Origin of the sequence: Bacillus sp. M13(2017), assembly GCF_002218325.1 — a bacterium.
Classification (GTDB): domain Bacteria; phylum Bacillota; class Bacilli; order Bacillales; family Bacillaceae_G; genus Bacillus_A; species Bacillus_A thuringiensis_K.
Genome location: NZ_KZ268501.1, coordinates 158,308 through 180,402, shown reverse-complemented (window position 1 = coordinate 180,402; position 22,095 = coordinate 158,308). Strand labels below are relative to the sequence as shown.

Below are 22,095 nucleotides of genomic sequence, written 5' to 3'. Positions count from 1 at the left end.
ATGAACGGTCATTTCAAACATATAAATTTGTATATTCCTTGTAAATTTAACGAAGTAAATTCTCTTTTTGTAAAAATTGTTTTGCGACTTCTTCACTACTTTTACCATTTACGTTAACTTCATAATTCATTTTTCGCATTTCTTCATCTGTAATCTTTCCAGATAATTTATTTAATACCTTTTCAAGTTCAGGATATTTCTGTAACGTTTCTTTTCTTAATAATGGTGCTCCTTGATAAGGTGGGAATAGCCCTTTATCATCTTTTAGCACTTTCAGTCCGTATTGCTCCAATTCACTATCTGTTGAATATGCATCAATTACGTTAACATCTCCAGATTCAATTGCGCTATAACGCAGCTTCGGCTCCATCGTTTTAACATTCGAGAACTTATAGTTATATAATTTTTGCATTCCTTTATAACCATCTTCACGATCAGCAAATTCCAATGTAAATCCTACTTTGGCTTCCTGCGCAACATTCCCTAAATCAGAAATTGTATTTATATTCTTTTGATCTGCTATTTTTTTCGGCATGGCTAGTGCATATGTATTGTTATACTCCATTGGCTTCAACATAATCATATTATATTTCTTTTCCATTCCAACGCGAGCCTGCTCATATACTTCATCACGATTTGTACTCTTTGGTTCTTCTTTCACGAAAGTAGATAAAGCTGTTCCTGAAAATTCTGGGTATATATCTACTTCCCCTGATTTCAACGCTTCAAATACAAATGCTGTTTTCCCAAGACCTGGTTTTAATTGTACGTGTAAATCTGTATCTTGTTCAATAAGCTGCTTATACATTTGAATTAAAATTTCAGGTTCTGATCCAAGTTTGCCCGCAATAACAATATCTTTCTTTTCTGTACTCCAAAGAAATGGAGAAGCAATCATTATACAAACAATACATATCATCAATATAACACGCTTAGAAGAGCTTTTCGGTCGTTCAAGTATGCGAAGTACTATATCAAAGAATAAAGCGAGTAACGCGGCTGGTACGGCCCCTAAAATGATAAGTGCATGATCATTTCGATCTATACCTAATAATATAAGCTTACCGAGCCCACCAGCACCAATGAGAGCTGCTAATGTAGCCGTTCCAACAATTAATACCATCGCTGTACGAATACCGGCCATAATAATTGGCAATGCAAGAGGAAGTTCTACCTTCCACAATCTTCTCCAACTATTCATCCCCATAGCTTTCGCGGCTTCTATTAGAGATTCATCTAATTCCCTTATTCCTGTATATGTATTTCGTAAAATAGGTAATAGTGCATACACAACTAATGCGATAATCGCTGGAAGTTTTCCGATTCCTACTAACGGAATTAAGAGTCCAAGCAATGCAAGTGATGGCACTGTCTGCATTACTGCAGAAGTTCCTATTATAAATTCAGCCATTCGTTCTTTTCTTGTTAATAAGATGCCAAGTGGCACTGCTATAATTACTGCAAAAAATAATGAAATAAGCGATATTTGTAAATGCTCACTTAATGCAGTTAGTAATTCTATTTTTCGTTCTTGGAACGTTTGTATAAAATTAGTCACTGTTTAGCCTCTTTCCTTCATTTGTTCAACAATGTAATTGACAATATGACGACTTGTTAACGCTCCAATATATTGACCGTTTTCTTCAACTGGAACGACCTCTTCATCACGCACACGAACTAGTGCTTCTTGTAAGGAAGAATGTAATGATAGCGCCTGCCCTTCTAATTGCACACTTTGATCAAGTGGCAATACATCTGCTACACTTTTCCCCTCATACCAAGTTCGCCCACGATTTCCAATGAACTCCTCTACAAATTCATTTTTCGGATTATGTATAATTCCTTCTGGTGTATCTAGTTGAACAACTTTTCCTTCTTTCATAATACAAATGCGATCTCCAAGTGATAATGCTTCTTGCATATCATGTGTTACGAACACGATTGTTTTTTGAATCTTTTTTTGCAACTGTACAATATCCTTCTGAAGCTGTTCCCTACTTAATGGATCTAACGCACTAAATGGTTCATCCATAAGAACGATTTTCGGGTTTGCGGCTAATGCTCGCACGACACCGACACGTTGTTTTTGTCCTCCTGACAATTCATCAGGCATACGATCTCGATATATATCCGGATCTAATCCAACCATATGTAACAAGTCATCGACGCGTGCTTTTATTTCCTTTTTGCTCCATTGCCTCATTTCAGGAACAACTGCAATATTTTCAGCGATTGTCATATGAGGAAACAAAGCAATCTGTTGCAACACGTATCCTATATCCCAACGTAATTCGTTTATATTATATTGTTGAATATCTTTTCCATCGATTAAAATCGATCCTTCAGTCGTTTCGATTAAACGATTAATCATCTTCATTGTCGTTGTTTTCCCGCAACCACTCGGACCGATAAGAACAAAAAATTCTCCCTTTTTAATTTCTAAATGCAATGAATCCACTGCTTTCGTGCCATCTTCATACGATTTTGACACATGATTAAATTGAATCACAAATACAACTCCTTTACTGTTGTTTCCTTTATTTTGATGGAATATGGCATTCATTTCAAATGATACGCTTTTAAATTAAAAAAGAGCTCACATTTGAGCTCTAACGGTCGAACCATATTGTTTTCATAATAGCAGCATATTCGCGAACATACATTTTTCTCTTAGAACGAATTGGTGTTTCAGCAGCTAGTGCCTCCATCTTCATGCCTAAACGCTTTGCAATTATTTTCGTTCGATATAAATGATACGTATTACTTACAACTACTGCATGTTTCACATTATATAAATCCATACTAAACTTTAAGTTTTCATACGTATTTGTAGATTGATCTTCTATTAAAATACGACTCTCATCTATACCGTGTACCATTAAATAGTTTCTCATGCTGTGAGCTTCCGGTATATCTTCATCTTCTCCTTGACCACCTGAAACAATTACTTTCGATTCAGGATGGGAAAATAAATACTCCAACGCTACATCCAAACGATTTTGAAGAGATAAAGACGGTCTATCTCCAAATAACTTTGCACCCAGTATAAGAACGTACGGAGAGTGATAGCTCAACTTTTCACGAGCAACTTTGTTCATTCTAAACGTCATATAAATGATATATAGTGGCGGTAATAATAAAATTATAAGAAAGATCCATTTGTTCATAAATAAGTTTGCACTCCCTTTCTTTTTATTATATAAAAAAAGAAAGGGAGGCAGAAGTGTTTTTTTAAACGATTGATTTATTAGAAACATTCGCCGCTACTTTACGTTGTGATAGTACATAATAAATAGCTATTCCTAATGAGAAGATCAATATGCAGCTTAATACGTAAAATGGAAGCATTACTCCGGCTTTAGATACACCCGCTGTAAACAACATTAATAATACAATTCGTATTCCAGTACCAATTAGGCGAAATAAGCTGTCTACACGTCCCATTACTTCATTTGGAATTTCCTCCATCATCAATACATTTCTCGCCACTCTTGTACCCGCATTTCCAATTGCATGAAAAATCGCTAGTCCATATAAAAACAATACAGAAGGTTCAATACTCATTGCAGTAATTGAAATTACATAAATGAACATCGTCATAACGATTGAAACTTCTGTTTTGATATATTTCATTATGAGTGGAATACAGATCCCTGCAACAACCGCTCCGACACCGTACATCGTGCCCTCTATTGCGTATACAGAGGCATTGGCTTTTAGTATATCCGAAATATACACTGGTATTAAATAATTTGCCATCATGACACCTATAAACGGCATATAAGTGGCCAGTAAGAACCAAAAGAGCTTAGGACATTTTTTCATAAAGTGAATTCCTTCAAACAATTGCTTCTTAAATGTTATTTTTCTTTTCACTTCTTTTTTCTTTACGTACGGTATACATAAGAAAAGAAAAAATGCTCCAGCAAAAGTTAACATGTCTACTAATAAAATCCACTTCAAAGATACAATTTCAATTAAGAAGCTCGCGGCCGCTCCAGAAATAACTTGTGTTAACTGTCCTTGTATTTCCATCGTTCCACTTAAACTTTTATAATGTTCTGCTTGAAATATCTCTTGGTTGAACGCAAATATTGTAGGATAAAATAATAAATAGTAGAATGATCCGGCTATATAAATAAGAATATAGTGAATAGAATGATAAGGTTGCCCAGCAAATCCCCATATAACCATTATTCCGATTACGGCTATTCCGATTCCTTCGTTACATAGCAATAAAGATTTTCTTGAAAAACGATCAATACTTTGCCCAATGAATGGTGTTAATAAAAACATAATGAGGGTTGCAATGATAGAAACATAACCAAATGTTGTCTCTCCTCCACTCTCTTTAATTAACAGCCAAGGAATCGTTATCATAACAATCCCGGAACCAATAGCAGATAGACTATTGGCTCCTAGAATGTAATACAAGCGAGAATCATGATAAAGTGAGGACATATCACTCCACTCCTAGTTGTTTTTTCACCTCTTTATATACGCTCATATATGCTTTCAATTCTTTAACTACATCATGAATTAATGGTTTTGCATCTTCCCCAAGTTCACCATCTTGCACATGTAATCCATCAAGCACAACTTGTTTTGGAATTGCATTTGCATAAACACCTCTAGCGACCGTTCGCATGCTGTTTAATGCATTTATTCCACCTTTACCGCCACCAGCAACCGCTAACAACGCAACTGGTTTATGAATAAATTCACTACTACTTAAGTAATCTAAAGAGTTTTTCAGCGCACCGCTCATCGCATTATGATATTCTGGTGTACATAATACAACCCCATCCGCAGCTTTCACTAACGTTTTTAATTTTTTTACTGCCTCTAAATCACGTTGTGACTCTTCTCCATTGTATAAAGGTAAATCCTCAATTGCTAAATCATATAATTCCCCTTCAAATTGATCCGCAATATATTTCGCCACCACGCGAGTTCTACCAAATTTTCTTGGTGTACCGTTAATAACGACTAGTTTCATGATTATTTCTCCCCTTTGTTTTCAAGTTCTACTTATATATTATCAGAAATTTCTATACAAAACACAATATAAAGAGTTAACTTGCTTCATAAAATAGTATGATAAACAAAAAAGAACTCATACTTTCGTATGAGTTTCGTACAATTACTTTGTTTCATCTCTCAGACTCAACGTACCTAAACTTTCATTTGCTTCAAAATGATTATATGCTTTTTCCGCTAATTTTTTCCGTTCTTCTGGTAATTCTATATATTTCATTACGTTTTCAATTATTTTTTCGTACGGAGTAAATACAATTCCTGGCCACTCTACCTCATCTTCTGGATTACTATTTTCGGAAATAATAAATTTCTTATTTGCGACTGCATAAGACACGCGAGGTGTTTCAAGAATTCCTGATAAGTAAAAATGAATATTTAATATAATTTTAGCTCTAGCAATCAATTCATTTCTAACAATTCCCCACGCATTATTTTTAAAAACTATATTTAAATTCGGCGCAACCGCTTTTAGGTGGTCAAAAATAGCTTGCCGCCTCGGATTAAGAGCACCTATAAACAGAATATCAATATCTTCAGTAATCTCATCTTCAAATGCATCTTTTTTTATTTCCAAAGTGGGAGCATAGTTCATTTCTACATGTTTTATTTCTTTTCCTACCCCTTTTTGTTTAAGCCATTCTATATTTTGTTTACTATAATCCCAAATCACTCTATCTTTTAATAATATTAAATAAAGGGGGTGCGCATATGGACTTCCTTCGTATAGCTGTTCTAAATTATAAATAATTGCATCTTTCGGAAGAAGGTTCGGGTTATATGCGTATGTATGTGCTCCAAAAACAACTGTATTCTTTACATTTTCCAGTATTGTTTCTGATATAATTACGGTATTTCCCTCCTGCTCCAACCGCCACTTTAAAGCTCGCGCAACATCTATGAAACTACCGTATGTCTTTGGGCATATAAAAAGACAATAATCATATTCTTTATTCAAATAAACTTCCATTAATCTTAAATTATTTTTATATAAATCTACATCTGGATGTTTAAGTACCAACTCATTTGCATGTTTTCTTGCTACTTTATATAATCCAGCATAATAAGCAGCGATGCATCTTCTTAATTCGATTCTTTCCCGATCCTCATCTAATACATCCATGTTTAAAAGAAGATTTGCGATACAATACGCTTTTAAATGATCACGATCATAATAATAGTCTAGTAGTGGCATCAATTCTTCATACGTATTTCCATGCACCGATTCTCCTAGTTCAATCGCCCATCGCATTAATTCCATGATTACTCCACTACTCCTTTAACCGAAAATGTATTTAATAAAATTTCGCATTATTCTCTACTATATTTGCTATATGAAATGGAATCTTTTCTTTTATCGATTCCAAATACTTTTGCGACACCGCCCCTAAATGTTTTTTATGAGGTATATAGAAAGCACTAATAGAAATTTCATAGTCAAATAAGTAATCATACACATGATAATCTACAAATAGTAGATCATCCTTTGGAAAAGGAATTTCCTTCCCTTGCAGAGCATACATCAAAGCAATATTGTTTTGAGATCGTAATCGATACAACCTTGCAAGTTGGTATAATGGTTCAGCCCGGGTTGGTCTATATTCCCAAGCTTTTTGAAAATAAAAAACAGCTAATGCTAAATATTGCTCTTCTTGCCCTTTAACAGTTTCTTTTTCATCAGCATCTGTCACTTCATTTTGTTTATTTGCTGAACGATTTGCTAACTGCTCATAACAAAATCCTATTCGCAATAACGAATAGAATACCTCTTCAACCCATCCCCCTGCTTCCACTCGTTTTTTATACCATTTAATTGAATTCTCAAATTGACTTAAATGAAAATAAGTCTGAGCTAAATAAAATAAATATCTTATATGCAAATCTGGCGTTGTTTCTGGGTCGTTTATTCCTTGTAACAACAACCTCTCATCTCTTTCAAATTTATCAGCTTTGCTCCCGCCATCTCCGGGATCATTTACGACAAGAGTCTCTAACCGAGCTACCCTCGTATTGTAATTCGCTCCAACTTTTGAACGATCTATATCCCAATACTCATGAGTAACACCGACAGATTTCCATGGTAAAGAAGCTTTTAAAAGACGTGTAAGCCAATATTTAATATGAACATCATATTGCAGTGTAAGATAATGATCTTCCGTTAAGCTCGTTTTATCGAAATTCGGACCAACCTCTAAAATCATATCTGCATCTAATATTAATAAATAATCTGCTTCTGGGTATGTTTTTTGCGCTAACGAAACAGCTAAGCTTCTGTTATAACCAAAGTTTTTAAACGGCTCATGATGAACCGTCCCAGGTATCTCATTTTCCTTACACCAATTTTCAATAATTTCAGGCGTATTATCCGTCGATCCAGTATCACAAATAGAAACAAAATCTACAATTGATTTTGTTGCATTTAAACATCTTTCCATAATTCTAGACTCATTTTTGACGATCATACAAAGGCATAACTTTTTTTCTTCCTTTACGGACTTCACTTTCTCATTTCCCATTTAACCACCTCATATTTTATTAACACGCTCTTCTCATATGTAACAACATTTCCTAGCTATACTGATGACATAAGCACCCTTTTACTATTTATGAAAACTTCATTTTATTTATTCTTACTTTTATGTTGGGACATATTTCATGCAGCGCTTTATATTTGATACAATCAATACAAAAAACATAATGCGGGAATCCGTACATTTCAAAGTCTAAGAGGAGGTTATATTTTGTTGGATTACATTTGGCTAGATGACAAATCACCAATTTTAGAACAACTACCAAGCACCTTTAAATCTGCAGCTATATTGCTACACCCTTTTGTCCAAATGCCTTTAGGATGGGAAAAGTCTGTGAGAAAAAGACCATATGAGCACATCTATCCTAGCGCTGAAGAAATCATTCATAATGGGAAATCCGTTTCTTGGAAGGAAATGATGTCTTATAGTGGATTACATTCATACGCAGAATTAGCAATGGCCATGTTGACTTCCATTGGTGCTTTTACAGAAGAATATAAAAGAGAGGATTTAGCTGAAAAGCTGTATTCAAACTTAAAAAAAGATCTTTATTATCCAACAGAAGATTATACGTCTATATTTTTATTACATAAATTACTTAAACTCCTCGGTTCTAAAGGTGCAAAAAATTTATATTTCTCTGAACCAATTCTTGATACAAACGGATTATTAGAGGTAAATAATACTACTCCATTAGATATTTGGGACATTAGCAATAATGAGTTAATTATTAATGGCGAAGACAATGAGTATGCGTTTATGAGTATATTCGATTCCTTTACAACCTTATTATTAGCTAAAGAAGAAAATATAGAATATATTGTTCATTCAATGAACGTTGAAGCTGTCATTTGTGACAAAAAAACGATGATTAATTGGTATTTTTAAATTAGTAATTTCTTAAACTATAAAAAAGAAACTTGCGCTTATGCACAAGTTTCTTTTCAAAAACATCCTTATTTTTTCACAACTTCATGTCCACCGAACTGATTACGTAGTGCTGAAACTACTTTTCCATGGAATGTATCATCTTCCTGAGAACGATAGCGCATAAATAATGACATAGCGATAACTGGTGCTGCAGCTTGAAGTTCAAGTGCAGTTTCAACAGTCCATTTTCCTTCTCCTGAAGAGTTCATTACACCTTTAATGCCATCTAGTTTCGGATCTTCTGCAAATGCTTTTTCAGTTAAGTCCATTAACCAACCACGGATAACTGATCCGTTCGCCCATACTTTTGCAACATCTTCATAATTAAAATCAAAGTCACTCTTATCTAGTACTTCAAATCCTTCAGCGATTGCTTGCATCATGCCGTACTCAATACCGTTATGAACCATTTTCAAGAAATGACCACTACCAACACGGCCAGCATAAGAATAGCCATTTTCTACTGCTAAATCTTTAAATAAAGGTTCTAATTGGTCGTAAATTTCTTTTTCTCCACCAACCATTAAGCAAGCACCGTATCTAGCTCCTTCTACACCGCCTGATGTACCGATATCTACATAATGTAATCCGAAGCTTTTTGCTTCTTCAGCACGGCGTAACGTATCTTTATAGAATGAATTTCCGCCTTCAATAACGATATCACCTTCATCTAATAACGGATAAACATCTTTTAATACTGACTCTACAACTTCTCCTGCAGGCACCATTACCCAAATTGTACGAGGAGCTTCTAGTTCAGCAATCATTTCTTTTAATGTATGACGTGCAGTAATTCCTAGTTTTCCTGCCTTTTCAACAAGCTCTTTATTTACATCGTATACTACTACTTCATGCTTGTCTTCATGTAAGTGTTCAGCTAATGGGAATCCCATTTTTCCTAATCCAATTAAACCTAGTTTCATATTAATCAATCTCCTATTCTATACAAATATATTTAATATCGAAATTAGCCCAAGTGCTACTACAGATAATATAGTCTCCATTGCAGTCCATGTTAATAACGTTTCTTTCACAGTCATTCCGAAATACTCTTTAATCATCCAAAATCCTGAATCATTCACGTGCGATAAAATTAATGACCCTGCACCAGTTGCAAGTGCTAATAATTCAACATTTACACCTGGTGTGCTTGCTGCAATCGGCGCAACAATACCAGCTGCTGTCATCATAGAAACAGTTGCCGATCCAGTTGCGATTCGGATTAGTGCCGCAATTCCCCACCCTAATAATATCGGTGAAATATGTGATTCTTTCGCCATATCTGCAATTGTCGTTCCAATTCCAGAATCTAATAATACTTTATTAAATGCACCGCCTGCACCAATCACTAACAATATGTTTGCAATAGGTCCAAGGCAATCATTTGTAAATTGTAACACTTTATCTTTTGAGAAACCTTTTGCATATCCAAGACTAAAGAAAGAGTAAATGGTTGCAATTAATAAAGCCACAATCGGATCTCCAATAAAGTGTAATACTTGTGCTAGTTGACTCGTTTTATTTAATGCAACTTCTGCTATTGATGCACCAAGCATAAGAAATACTGGAAGTAAAATTGTAAACAATGTATTCCAAAAGCTAGGAAGCTCTTTTTTATTATCTTTTTCAATAAATTGCTCCGCTATATCTAATGGTACTTCCTTATGTATACGAGCACCAATCCATTTCCCGTAAAGTGGACCTGAAATAATTGCAGTTGGAAGTCCGACAATTAACGCATATAAAATTGTCTTCCCTACATCTGCTTTAAAAATACCAACTGCCGCCATTGCCGCTGGATGCGGTGGAACAAGTCCGTGTACGACTGACAGTCCTGCTACTAGCGGAATACCAATTGTAATAAGTGATACCCCAGTTTCTAACGCAATTGTAAATACTAACGGAATTAATAGTACAAATCCAACTTGGAAAAATACCGGAATCCCTACTAAAAATGCAACGAACATCATCGCCCAATGAACTCGTTTCTTTCCAAAACGATTAATTAATGTGTTAGCGATACGTTCAGCACCACCAGATTCGGCCATCATTTTTCCAAGCATCGTTCCTAGTGCTAAAACTATTGCTAAAAATCCTAACGTATTACCAAGCCCTAGTTTAATAGAATCAATAATCCCTGGATCTTTTGGTGAAGTTCCAATTAAAGGCATTCCCATTGCTAATCCTACACCAATTGCTGTTAAAATTAATGCGACAAATGGATGCCATTTTACTACCGTAATAAGTAAAAGTAGTATGACAACTGCCGCTAGTACGATCCCAACTACCATTTCTCCCAATCCCCCTATTGTTTACGTTGGAAAGCAGCTATACAATCAAATTCTTCTTTCAAGCGATTGTAAAGTCGTTCATACATATAAAACATTTCTAAATATATAGCCGTATTTTCTTTATTCGGTACATGATGATGGACAATATCAATCCAATCCTTTACCTCTTCAAGAGAATCAATTTTTCCTACAGCATACAAAGCAACTGCTGCTGCCCCAAGCGCAGATGCTTCATGACTTTCAGGTACAAGCAATTCTTTTCCCATCATATCGGACAACATTTGTCTCCAAAATGCAGATTTTGCAAACCCTCCTGAAACTCGTATTTCAGTAAGTGGCCCTGTACAATCCCTGATTGCGAGTGCTACTGAATATACACTCATACAAACACCTTCCATCACTGCACGTATAAAATGTTCTCGCTTATGTTGAAGATTGATTCCAAAGAATGTACCACGAGCATTTGCATTCCAGTAAGGTGCGCGTTCTCCAGATAAGAAAGGTAAGAACAATAGTCCATCCGCTCCAGCTGGTACGCTTTCTGCATATTTAATTAATAAATCATAAGGATCAATGCCGAGCTTTCTTGCTACTTCTTGCTCTGGACTACCAAATTCATCACGTAACCATCTCAGTAATATTCCACCGTTATTCGTTGGACCACCGATTACCCAGTGCTCATCTGTTAATGCGTAACAAAACGTTCTCCCTTTCTCATCTGTATTTATATTTGATGAGATTGTTCGAACCGCACCACTCGTTCCAATCGTAATTGCAGCCGCACCCGGTGATATCGCACCAACTCCTACATTTGCAAGAACCCCATCACTTGCTCCGATGACAATTGGTGTTTCTGCACTTATCCCCATCTTCTGTGCTAATTCTGGCTTCATACCTGATAAAATATATGTAGTTGGTACAGGGGTTGATAATTGTTCTGGTGACATATGTAACATAGTTAAAACATCTTCATCCCAGTTTAATGTTTCTAAATTAAATAACCCCGTAGCAGAAGCAATCGAATAATCAACTACGTAGCGTGAAAATAATTGGTAAATCACATACTCTTTAATGGAAATGAATTTATAGGCACTTGTATATAACTCTGGTTCCTCTTCTTTCATCCATAACAATTTAGAAAGTGGTGACATCGGATGAATCGGTGTACCTGTACGTCTATAAATTTCATGCCCATTCATTTGTTGTAATAATTTTTCTGATTGCTTCGTACTTCGATTATCTGCCCAAATGATAGAACGCGTTAATGGCGCACCATTTTCATCTACTGCAATTAATGCGTGCATAGCTGTACTAATACCGATTGAAGAAATATCTTCTGGTAATACATTACCCTTTTCAATGGCAACGCTTACACTTTTGTATACAGCGGCACATATTACATCAGGATCTTGCTCAGCCCATCCTACATTCGGTTGAATAATTGGGTAATCGATTGCATGTGATGCAATGACTTTTCCTTTTTCTGTGAACACAACCGTTTTTGTACTTGTGGTACCGATATCAATCCCGATTACTCTCCCCCTTGTTTCCATGCGAATCTTCCCTTCATTTCTAGCAAAATACGATTTAGTAAACCGTTTACATGAATTAGTATATAAAATATTTTTTCATTTATCAAGTTATAAAAAGAAAATTTTTTTCATATCGAAAAATAAATCCCCTCATTCCATTTCACTTATATACTAAATTTAGCTTTTCCATGCGGTAAAATTACGTTATATTCGTTACGCAATACACTCTTTCCTCTCATTAACAACACATACATAGTCCTCCATACGTTCTACTTATTTGCTTGAAGAAAGAGTTGAAAAACAATATTCATTTTTAGCGGTCACGTAACATCACCATCAAGCCAAGAAAAGTAACTAACCGCAGAATGAGAATTCTGTGCATTTTGCTCTTATTTATTGTTTTAGGTTCACTAGTCTTTTATCTTGATAAACATAGAGCGCGGCCCCCTACTAACCCTTTTTTATCTTGTAAATATATCTTGCATACTATAAAACCAAAAGTATTTTTATTTTTCAGAAAAATAAAAACAATAACACGGAATTTATTGTATAATGTTGTAAAAAGATGTCGGAGGGATTTAATGTTAAATAAAATATCTCAATTCACAATTAAGCTTTCATCAATTCTTTTATCACTCTTACTATTATTAAATTTACCTTATTTATTTATCACCCAACAAGGATTTACCTTTCAACCAATTTATTTTTTTAATCAGACCGTTACTATGTTAAAACAGGTTTTTTCCCCTGAATCATTAGTGATTATAGGATCAGACCCGAAGTTTGGCCATTTCAAAAAAACACCATTATTTCCAACTGTTTTAGAACCTTACCTATATTCATTTACTATATTATTTTCAGCCTTTTTTCTTGCTCTCTTTTTATCATCTAGCATGGCATTTTTTTATTTTTTAGCAAAAGATTATATAAAAAAATGGATAAACCGAATTGTGTTCATATTAGAAGCTGTCCCTGATATGATGATGATGATTTGTTTGCAAATATTTTTCATATGGGTACTTCAGAAATTTGGGGAATCTCCTGTCACTATTATTTCTTTTAATGAAAATCGAGCTTATTTACTCCCTATTTTATCATTAGCTGTCTTACCTACATTACAAATGTTTCGGATGATGGTGTTATACATAAAAGAAGAGCAAGGAAAACATTACGTAGAGGTTGCATATGGAAAAGGCCTTACCTCAAGTTATATACTATGCATCCATTTATTCAAAAATATATCTATCCACTTCTTCCACCATTTAAAAACAATTTTTGTTTTCTTACTTTCTAATTTATTCATTTTAGAATTTGTTTTTAATATGGAAGGCATTATTCAATTTTTATTTAATAAGGCGTTTGTTTCACCTCCAGCTGCATTTATCATACTTGTTATGATAATTTTACCATTTTACGCCATTTTCCAAATAGCCTCATTCATGATGAATAGATGGAAAAAGCAATTGAAAGGAGTATCATTATGAAATCTATTTGGAAATCAAAACGCTTTTTAATCGGCTTTGCTTATCTATTCATACTTATTTCAGCTAGTTTTATTTATAGTTGGTTCTTTAAAGATAACATCCCAAAACCTCCTCAGTTACTTTACAATGACAATAACGAATTACTTGGAAAGGCCCCCTTTCCGCCATCGTTAATTCCACCTTTTGGATCTGATCGTTTTGGAGAGTCTGTTTTCTTACAAATTGTAGAAGGAGCAAAATTCACTATTTTATTAGCCGTGGCAATTAGCTTCTTTCGAATTTTATGCGGAACATGTATAGGAATCCTCTTAAGTTTATTTGCTCCAAAACTCAAGAGATTTTTCCAGTCATGCTCAGAAGTTTTTTATTATATTCCAACTCTATTTATCGCATTCATACTCATCACGCCCGTTAATATTATAATTACATCAAATGCTGATGGGGTAGATCCAAATATTTCATTTACGTTTTATCAAGTACTCGTACTTATTTTTGTCGCTCTGCCTACACTTTCTTTATACATATCCTCAGAGGTTGATGAATTTATGAAACAAGATTACATCTTAAGTTCACAATTACTGGGGGCTAGTCGTTTTCATATTATTAAAAAACACTTACGAGTCTTATTACTTGACCGCTTATTTGTATTATTTATGGAACATATCGTCCAAACACTCATACTCGTTATCCATTTAGCGTTGCTTAACATTGTAATTGGCGGCATACAAATGCGTGAACTCTATGACGGAGTGCTCAAACCTGTTTCTCTATCTAATGATTGGGCAGGCCTTATTGGATTAAATCGTAATGAAATGAATCTTTCATGGTGGATTATTTTTTATACTCTCGCTTCATTCTTTATTACCATTCTATTTATTAAGCTTATGACCATCGGGATTCAAGATTCACTGAAAGCAAGAGATTCGCAAATTGTAGCAATTCAAAACGTTCCAGATCATAAAAAATTTGTTAAACATAAAGATTCTTTTTCGTTTGCAAATAAAGTAAACCTTTAATCATTTCTCATTAATCAAGTATTAATTTGCATTGATATTATTAGAAAATAAAGAAGATGATTCCTATTAAATACAGGGATCATCTTCTTATGCTGTCTAACTTTTTTACATGTATTTGCTAGACTCATGCTTTTTATATTTAAAGTGAATTATTTGCAATCACAATTATTATGTTTTTTAAAATCAATTACCATACGCCCTTGAATTCTACCTTGTTCCATTTCTTCGAATACATTTTGTACTTTATCTAGAGAACAAGTTTGAACAACCGGCACTACTTTTCCTTCTGCCCCGAACATAAACGCCTCTTCCAAATCTTTACGAGTACCAACTAGAGAACCAACTACTTCAATTCCATCCAGTACAAGTCGTGGGATGTTTAAGTCCATTGTTTCTACTGGTAGCCCTACTGCAACTACTTTACCGCAAGCACGTACTGCATCAACTGCTGAGTTAAAGGCTACTTTAGAGACTGCTGTTACTACCGCAGCATAAGCGCCACCAAACTCCTCTTGCACAATTTTATCAGCAGGACCTTGAGAAATTGGATTGATAGTCATATCAGCACCAACTTCTTTTGCTAAGGCTAATTTGTCATCATTAATGTCTACTGCGATTACCTTTGCACCAAATACATTTTTAGCATATTGGATAGCTAAGTTACCTAATCCACCGCAGCCATAGATTACAATAGGTTGACTAGGTTTAATATCTGATACTTTAATAGCTTTATATGTAGTTACACCAGCACAAGTAATTGATGATGCTTGAGCAGGATCTAATCCTTCTGGTACTTTTACCGTATAATCAGCTGTAACGATACATTGTTCAGCCATACCACCATCCACTGAATAACCAGCATTTTTAACTTCACGGCAAAATGTTTCTCTACCAGTTACGCAATATTCACAACGTCCACAAGATTGGAACATCCATGCAATGCTTACACGGTCACCTATCTTTAGTGAAGTAACATCATCAGCTATTTTCGTAACAATACCTACACCCTCATGACCAAGAATACGGCCATCAGTGTTACCAAAATCATGATTTGCAACGTGTAAATCAGTGTGGCAAACTCCACAATACTCTACATCTACTAACGCTTCACCTGAGTGTAACGGACGTAATTCTTTTTCAATCACTTCGATGTTTGCTTTGCTGTTTTTATTAACCACTACTGCTTTCATATGTGATCTCCCCTTTAGTGTTTTAGCATTTTAATGAGTTTATCTCACAACTACTTTCTTCACTACTTTGGCTAGTTATTGTACCAAATTTAAGTGTTCAATCATCATTACATCTTCATCATAACATGACACTTCATAAACAGCTTGTGAAATTATGAACAATATTTGAATTATTACACAAATCGGTCTTTATTTTAAATTTTTAAAAATGAGAGTTTATCATTGACTATAAGTAAGTCACATATTTCTAAAACAAAATAAATTAACAAACTTCTCACCGATAAAAAAGCTCTTCACTCAATATTTTCTACATGTAAACACTTAGTTTCACAGTAATATCCTTTGCCACCAACATAAACTTTTTCTATTTTATTTTTGCTATTGGTTGCTAATTTAACTAATATTTCAGAAGGCGAGTGTAAAGAATAACCTTGTTCAAATACATAGACTTCTTTTTTCAAGTAGTCCTGTTCATAAAGATAGCAAGCTAATGCACCGTTCGAAGTTCCAGTCGCTGCTTCTTCATTGATGTCGTATAGCGGAGCAAAATTTCTGCATATAATTCGATTGTCATTAAAAGTATATAGATGCATCCCGACAACATTATAATACTTGCTGATTTCTTTAATTTTTTCAAAATTAGGTTGCAGTGCATGTAATTGTGTTTCGCTTTTTATAGGAATTAAAATATCTTTTAAGCCCGTGGAGACAATTTGAATTGGGTATTTATTGTCTATATCTTTACTATCAAAACAGTCGGTGAACTCGTTTGGAGATACAACATCATAGAATATCGGTTTATTTTGTTCCATGAATATAATGTCATCTTTTATAGTAATAGTAAGAACACCGCTGTTCGTTTCAATCGTATAGCGATTCCTGAAAAGTTTATTTAAATGCATTAGTATCGCGAAAGAGCCAATTGTGGCATGACCACATAAATCAACTTCTTCTTTCGGTGTAAAATACTCAAATTTATAATCAGCAAGTTCAGATTCTGATATAAATGCGGTTTCCGCATAGCCCAGTTGTTTGGCTATTTCCATTTTTTGAGTAGTGGTCAATGTATCCTCAATAAATACCACTCCTGCTTTATTTCCGCCTTTATGATCCTTGCTAAATGCACTTGCAACATAAACAGATATTTTCATAAGACACCTTCCTCACTTATAGTAAATTATAGTATAGAAAGCACTACATATAAATGTCATTGGATAAATTATCCCTAAAATAAGAAACAAACTACTTTTAGCATTTGAACTCTCCAAAAATAGTTTGTCTACAGTCTGAAAGCTCTTCATTTGAAGAGCTTTTTTATATTCGCTTCATCGAAATCGTTTCACGTATACTTTGTAAATTTTTTAGAGTTTCCTCTTGTCGCTGCAACGACAACCCTACATACAAAGTATCTAATAAGCTTAACTGTGCTAATCTGGATGAACTTGCTTCTGTGCGGAATTCAGTCTCACGTGTTGATGTATATAACGTTATATCAGCAAGTTGACTTAATGCTGATTTCTTATAGCTCGTAATCGCAATAATTTTGGCCCCTCTTGCTTTCGCTACTTCTAATGCTTCAAGTAATCCTTTATTGCTACCAGAATGAGAAATACCAATAACAACTGAGTTTTTTGAGAGTAAACCTGCTCCCATAATTTGAAAATGCGAATCAGTATGAGCGATACAAGAAATACCCGTTCTCATAAACTTATGATACGCATCCATTGCAATAATACCAGAGCCACCATTTCCATAAAACTCAATTCGACTTGCTTCTTGCAAGGCTCGTACAGCCTGCTCAAGTACCGTTTCATTTAGCAAATGTAAAGTATCTTGCAGTCCTGTAATATGCGAATGAAAAACTTTTTTAGCAACAGTTACCATACTATCTTCTGCTGATACCTCTTCATGAATATTTTGCATCGGTGTATGTACAATTTCACGAGCTAATGTAATCTTTAAATCTTGAAAACCTTGCAAACCAAGGTGTTTACATAAGCGGAATATCGTAGCTTCGGAACTACTCGTAACTTCAGCTAATTCTGTAATAGATTTATGTACAACATCTTGTGGATGTTTCAAAATATGTTCGGCAATACTTCGCAATTTCGGTGATAAACCATTTAACGAAGCCTGAATCTTTCCAATCCCACTTCTTGTATCAGGCATAGCATATCCTCCCCTTCCATCGTAGCTTTATCCTGTAAAAACCGATTAGTTAAACTAATCATCAGTGGGGATGGTCCCCCACTGATTAGAGTTTCACTTTATTGTACCTAATTATTGAAAGAAGAAAAACCTATATTAGGGATTACTATAAATTTAATTGCTCCTATGTATTCTGTCATACGATATAATAGAATTATTCATACTTATGAATAATTCTCCCCATGTTTAACTGCGTATAATGCGGCTTGCGTACGATCGTCCACTTCCAATTTAGCTAAAACGTTTGAAACGTGTGTTTTCACAGTTTGTTCTGTAATATAAAGTTCTGCTGCAATCTCCTTGTTGCTTCTTCCTTTCGCAATTTCGCGAAGTACCTCTTGCTCTCTTTTCGTTAACATTGAAAAAGGATTTTCTATTTCCTTCTTTACTGCGGAACGCCCTATTAATGCAGGTGTTACTTTCGGGTGAAAATTCGCATTTCCTTGATATACTGCAATAATAGAAGCGACAAGTTGTTCAGGTTGTACTTCTTTTAATTGATAACCATCTGCTCCAGCTTCAAGTGCTGGTATAACATAATCTTGCTCTGAAAAACTACTTAATATAAGTACCTTTATCGTCTCATCGTATTGCTTTAGACGTTTTGTTGCCTCAATTCCATCCATTTTCGGCATCGATACATCCATTAGTACGACATCCGGTTTTTCTTTTTGCACGAAATGTAATGCCTCTTCGCCATTTTCCGCTTCCCCAATAATTTCAAATTCTTCTCTCGTTTTCAAAAAGAATACAAGTCCTCTTCGAACGATATGATGATCCTCAACTAGTAGCAGTTTAATCTTCAACCTTATTCTCCCCTTCAAATCGGCAATTGAATTTCTATTTTTGTACCCTTTTTCAGCTCTGTTGTAATTTGAAACGATCCCTTCATTAACTGAATACGTTCCTTCATACTTTTCAGACCAAGTGCTGATTCCCTTACTTGTTCTTGTATAAATCCTATTCCATTGTCTTCTATGTAAAAATGTAACTGGTTATTTTCTATTTTTAAAAGAACATGTACCTTTTCACACGAAGCATGCTTTTTACAATTATGTAACGCCTCTTGGCTAATACGCCATAAAACTTCTTCTATTTCATCCCCAATTAAAACCATCCCATCAATTCGAACTTCCACTTGAACTCCTAATAACTTCCCGTAATTTTGAATTGCTTCTGCTAATCCTTTCTCTAATCCTTCAGGTCTTAATTGCCAAATTAATAGCGTCATCTCTTGTAATGCTTCTTGTGATAATTCTCCAATATAACTTAACATCTCTTGCAATTCTCTATCTTGCGTCATATTCAGAGTACCTTTCGCTGTTAGCATAATAGAAAATAACAATTGTTTTACTGAATCATGTAAATCACGTGCAAGTCGATTTCTTTCCGCTACCACTACATATTTACGTTCTTTCTCAACTAATTGAATACGTTGTATTGTCGTTCCAATTTGAAATGCAATTGATTCTAATAACGCTAACTCTTCCTCTGAAAAATGAGTCTTGTGAGGTGCAGCCACATTTAGTATACCAAATTTTTCCAATCCAGACCTAAGCGGAATTGTCGCATGATGTGTAACATCTTCTGTCTCTCCCCAATTACATTCAATTGCATCTTCTATTCGCTTACATTCAATAATATTAGTCGCTTTTTCCAATCTCCCATTCACAAAACGTTCTACACACCAACAGTTTCCTTCACACATCGGCTTCTTCTCTTGCCACGTAAGAGCCTCTGGTAAATTTTCGTCTACAAGCATGCTGTGCTTTCCACTTTCATCAATAAAGAATATCCACCCTGTTTGTAAATTCATAACTTGTAACAATGTATGCAACACTTTTTCTAACATATCCTGTAAGTTTGTTGCTTCATTTAATAATTCAGCAATTTCTTTTAATGCTTCTAAACGATGCATCTCTTTTTCTTCAAAGCTCATTCTCATCACCAACTACAATTATAACATTAAGAAATTTCTAAATTCTATAAATAAAAAAAGAACCGAATTCCTTCAGCCCTTTCTTTATATCAATCATTTTATTATTGTTATTCTATCCAATGTTGGAAGCAAAATTTTTGTTAACAAATGATTCTACTTTAGCTGTCCGATAAAGATTGTCCACCATGGATATGCTGTAAGCCTTCAGTAGTAACAACCATATTCGCTGCTGGCATTTGCACTTGATTTTTATGGAACATAGACATTAATTCAAATCTTACTTGTCTAGAAGTTTCAAAATAATCTTCTGGCTTTATTAAACCTGTAATACAAAATTCATACCCAACATATTTCAAGTTAGGATTTAAGTCTGTAACACCGACGTATTTAAATGGTTCAACAGCCTCATCCTCTACTCTATAAAGAGTTTGATTCAATTTTTCATTGCATATAACACATACTTCTTCTAATAATTCCTTCACTCTTGTTGGATCTTCCTGATAACTTACCGTGATGCGTTCAATTACACGCATCCATCCTTTATTAAAATTTTGTATCGTTCTAATCTCTCCGTGCGGGATGGTAAGTAGTTTTCCTGACCATTCACGAATTTGCATAAAACGAATACTAATCTCTTCAATAGTTCCTGAATTTGTTCCGTTAAAAGTTACAAAATCACCAACCCGAAACTCTTTGTCCGCTAATCTTGCAAAGCCTAATATAACATCTTTTAGCATCTGTTGTGCAGCAAAACCGATGACAACTCCAGCTATCCCTGCACCTGCAATAATACTTTTTATATCTACAAATTGGCTAATTAAATATATGATAAGACTGATGATAATGATATATCTAAAAATAGATCGAATTACACTTTGAATCGTCTGCTCTACCTCTTCATCAAAAAAGCTTGATTTCCTAAAAAACCAATCAATAATACGGTTTATTACAAAAGAAATAATGATTAAAACTAAAGCAAATAGTAAAAATCTTAAAAGTAAAAACTCTCTTACATAATTAAAAAATTCTTCAGTATGCGTTAATAAGCTCATTTAACCACTTCCTTACTAATTAAAAAATTCGTAATCGCCTAAGTTTGTTCTAGAAAAATCTATTATCCTAATCTTAAATGCCACTACCCTTACTATGTATTTTGACTCTATTACTAATTCACTTTAAACAGTATGTCTAGGTGTTCTTTTTCCTTTCCCTTTAAATATACCCTTTTTAATAATCTAAAGGGAGCTAATAGTGATTTTTTTAATATTACAACTTTATTCTACTCATTAAGATTTCAATTAATTTATTAACTAAGTACAAAAAAGAGCTGAAATCATCAGCTCTTTTATTCGATGTTAATTGTTGTCTTACTGTTTTTTTCTTCTTTCAATTTTGGTAATTCTATTGTCAGTACGCCATCTTTATAATTTGCTCTAACATTTTCTGCCTCAACTTGTTTAAAACTAAAGCGTCGAGTTACAGAACCTATAGAACGTTCTTTACGAATATATGTGCCATTCTCATTTTTTTCTTCTACTTCATTATGGTTAGTTGCTTGAATCGTTAATACATCTTGTTCAAAATCAACTTGAATGTTTTCTTTTTGAAAACCTGGTAAATCTGCTTTCACAGTATATTTATCAGATTGCTCATGAACATCTACTTTAAAAGTATCCATGTTCAGTGGCTTAAAGAAAGCATCTGTCATCCCTTCTAATAAAGAAGGCCCAAAATCAAAAATACCATTTTGACGTTTTGTTATCTCTGGAAATAAATTACGCATATTTTTTCCTCCTTATTATTTATGAATGAAAGATTATCTCTTTCTGCCTTTATTATAACAATTGGTCAAAAAAGGTCAAAGATTTTGTTTGACCTTTTTTGATGTATATTTTACCAAATAACACAAATAAGTTATATGTCATCTCTCCCCTTAT

At 34.3% G+C, this 22,095-nt stretch carries 19 protein-coding genes and 1 pseudogene; 3 read left to right on the top strand and 17 right to left on the bottom strand.

Annotated features, from left to right (window positions below):
- Window positions 1-46: 46 nt before the first annotated feature.
- The 7 genes from CGQ22_RS07185 to CGQ22_RS07155 form a co-directional block, all read right to left on the bottom strand.
- A complete protein-coding gene (locus CGQ22_RS07185; protein ID WP_089148445.1) occupies window positions 47-1,558 on the bottom strand; it encodes an ABC transporter permease/substrate-binding protein in 1,512 nt (503 codons plus the stop codon).
- A gap of 3 nt (window positions 1,559-1,561) precedes the next feature.
- The gene (locus tag CGQ22_RS07180) at window positions 1,562-2,509 is read right to left on the bottom strand and encodes an ABC transporter ATP-binding protein (RefSeq protein WP_089148444.1); all 948 of its coding nucleotides are present in this window, start codon (window positions 2,507-2,509) and stop codon (window positions 1,562-1,564) included.
- Between the two features lie 100 nt (window positions 2,510-2,609).
- Window positions 2,610-3,167: a YdcF family protein gene (locus CGQ22_RS07175; protein WP_089148588.1), complete on the bottom strand. Its 558-nt coding sequence runs from the start codon at window positions 3,165-3,167 to the stop codon at window positions 2,610-2,612.
- 64 nt (window positions 3,168-3,231) lie between these two features.
- The gene (locus tag CGQ22_RS07170; RefSeq protein ID WP_000097158.1) at window positions 3,232-4,461 is read right to left on the bottom strand and encodes an MFS transporter; all 1,230 of its coding nucleotides are present in this window, start codon (window positions 4,459-4,461) and stop codon (window positions 3,232-3,234) included.
- 1 nt (window position 4,462) lies between these two features.
- The gene (locus CGQ22_RS07165; RefSeq protein ID WP_000780352.1) at window positions 4,463-4,999 is read right to left on the bottom strand and encodes an NADPH-dependent FMN reductase; all 537 of its coding nucleotides are present in this window, start codon (window positions 4,997-4,999) and stop codon (window positions 4,463-4,465) included.
- Window positions 5,000-5,143: 144 nt separating this feature from the next.
- Window positions 5,144-6,298, bottom strand: a complete 1,155-nt coding sequence (locus CGQ22_RS07160; protein WP_000422329.1) for a CgeB family protein — start codon at window positions 6,296-6,298, stop codon at window positions 5,144-5,146.
- Window positions 6,299-6,332: 34 nt separating this feature from the next.
- Window positions 6,333-7,553 carry a glycosyltransferase family 2 protein gene (locus tag CGQ22_RS07155; protein WP_089148443.1) on the bottom strand — a complete coding sequence of 407 codons (1,221 nt, stop codon included), beginning with the start codon at window positions 7,551-7,553 and terminating at the stop codon, window positions 6,333-6,335.
- A 139-nt stretch (window positions 7,554-7,692) separates the two neighbouring features.
- Between CGQ22_RS07155 and CGQ22_RS07150 the strand changes: the two are divergent.
- Window positions 7,693-8,456: pseudogene (locus CGQ22_RS07150) on the top strand (DUF2711 family protein).
- Window positions 8,457-8,524: 68 nt separating this feature from the next.
- Here CGQ22_RS07150 and gnd read toward each other — a convergent pair.
- The 3 genes from gnd to gntK are packed head-to-tail and all read right to left on the bottom strand — an operon-like array spanning window position 8,525 to window position 12,342.
- Window positions 8,525-9,421, bottom strand: a complete 897-nt coding sequence (gene gnd / locus CGQ22_RS07145) for a phosphogluconate dehydrogenase (NAD(+)-dependent, decarboxylating) (RefSeq protein WP_000765982.1) — start codon at window positions 9,419-9,421, stop codon at window positions 8,525-8,527.
- An 18-nt stretch (window positions 9,422-9,439) separates the two neighbouring features.
- The gene (locus CGQ22_RS07140) at window positions 9,440-10,789 is read right to left on the bottom strand and encodes a GntP family permease (protein ID WP_000260203.1); all 1,350 of its coding nucleotides are present in this window, start codon (window positions 10,787-10,789) and stop codon (window positions 9,440-9,442) included.
- A gap of 14 nt (window positions 10,790-10,803) precedes the next feature.
- Complete coding sequence (gntK, locus tag CGQ22_RS07135) at window positions 10,804-12,342, bottom strand: gluconokinase (protein WP_000449999.1); 1,539 nt, start codon at window positions 12,340-12,342, stop codon at window positions 10,804-10,806.
- 560 nt (window positions 12,343-12,902) lie between these two features.
- Here gntK and CGQ22_RS07130 point away from each other — a divergent pair.
- Entirely contained in the window at window positions 12,903-13,805 is a 903-nt protein-coding gene (locus CGQ22_RS07130; RefSeq protein ID WP_046946344.1) for an ABC transporter permease subunit, read from the top strand.
- Window positions 13,802-14,821, top strand: a complete 1,020-nt coding sequence (locus CGQ22_RS07125; RefSeq protein WP_000836556.1) for an ABC transporter permease — start codon at window positions 13,802-13,804, stop codon at window positions 14,819-14,821. The genes CGQ22_RS07130 and CGQ22_RS07125 overlap by 4 nt, the downstream gene beginning before the upstream one ends.
- A 149-nt stretch (window positions 14,822-14,970) precedes the next feature.
- Here CGQ22_RS07125 and adhP read toward each other — a convergent pair whose 3' ends face one another.
- From adhP to CGQ22_RS07090, 7 genes are all read right to left on the bottom strand, one after another.
- Window positions 14,971-16,011, bottom strand: a complete 1,041-nt coding sequence (gene adhP / locus CGQ22_RS07120; RefSeq protein WP_046946346.1) for an alcohol dehydrogenase AdhP — start codon at window positions 16,009-16,011, stop codon at window positions 14,971-14,973.
- Window positions 16,012-16,304: 293 nt separating this feature from the next.
- Window positions 16,305-17,162: a PhzF family phenazine biosynthesis protein gene (locus tag CGQ22_RS07115; RefSeq protein ID WP_046946347.1), complete on the bottom strand. Its 858-nt coding sequence runs from the start codon at window positions 17,160-17,162 to the stop codon at window positions 16,305-16,307.
- Between the two features lie 163 nt (window positions 17,163-17,325).
- Window positions 17,326-18,180 (bottom strand): MurR/RpiR family transcriptional regulator, encoded by an 855-nt coding sequence (locus CGQ22_RS07110; RefSeq protein ID WP_089148441.1) that lies wholly within the window; start codon window positions 18,178-18,180, stop codon window positions 17,326-17,328.
- A gap of 203 nt (window positions 18,181-18,383) precedes the next feature.
- Window positions 18,384-19,025, bottom strand: a complete 642-nt coding sequence (gene casR / locus CGQ22_RS07105; protein ID WP_000694627.1) for a two-component system response regulator CasR — start codon at window positions 19,023-19,025, stop codon at window positions 18,384-18,386.
- A 14-nt stretch (window positions 19,026-19,039) separates the two neighbouring features.
- On the bottom strand, window positions 19,040-20,158 hold the full coding sequence (gene casK / locus CGQ22_RS07100; protein ID WP_089148440.1) for a two-component system sensor histidine kinase CasK: 1,119 nt from the start codon (window positions 20,156-20,158) through the stop codon (window positions 19,040-19,042).
- A gap of 158 nt (window positions 20,159-20,316) precedes the next feature.
- Window positions 20,317-21,210 (bottom strand): mechanosensitive ion channel family protein, encoded by an 894-nt coding sequence (locus CGQ22_RS07095; RefSeq protein ID WP_000055370.1) that lies wholly within the window; start codon window positions 21,208-21,210, stop codon window positions 20,317-20,319.
- A 293-nt stretch (window positions 21,211-21,503) separates the two neighbouring features.
- Window positions 21,504-21,941 carry an Hsp20/alpha crystallin family protein gene (locus CGQ22_RS07090; protein WP_001245051.1) on the bottom strand — a complete coding sequence of 146 codons (438 nt, stop codon included), beginning with the start codon at window positions 21,939-21,941 and terminating at the stop codon, window positions 21,504-21,506.
- Window positions 21,942-22,095 lie beyond the last annotated feature (154 nt).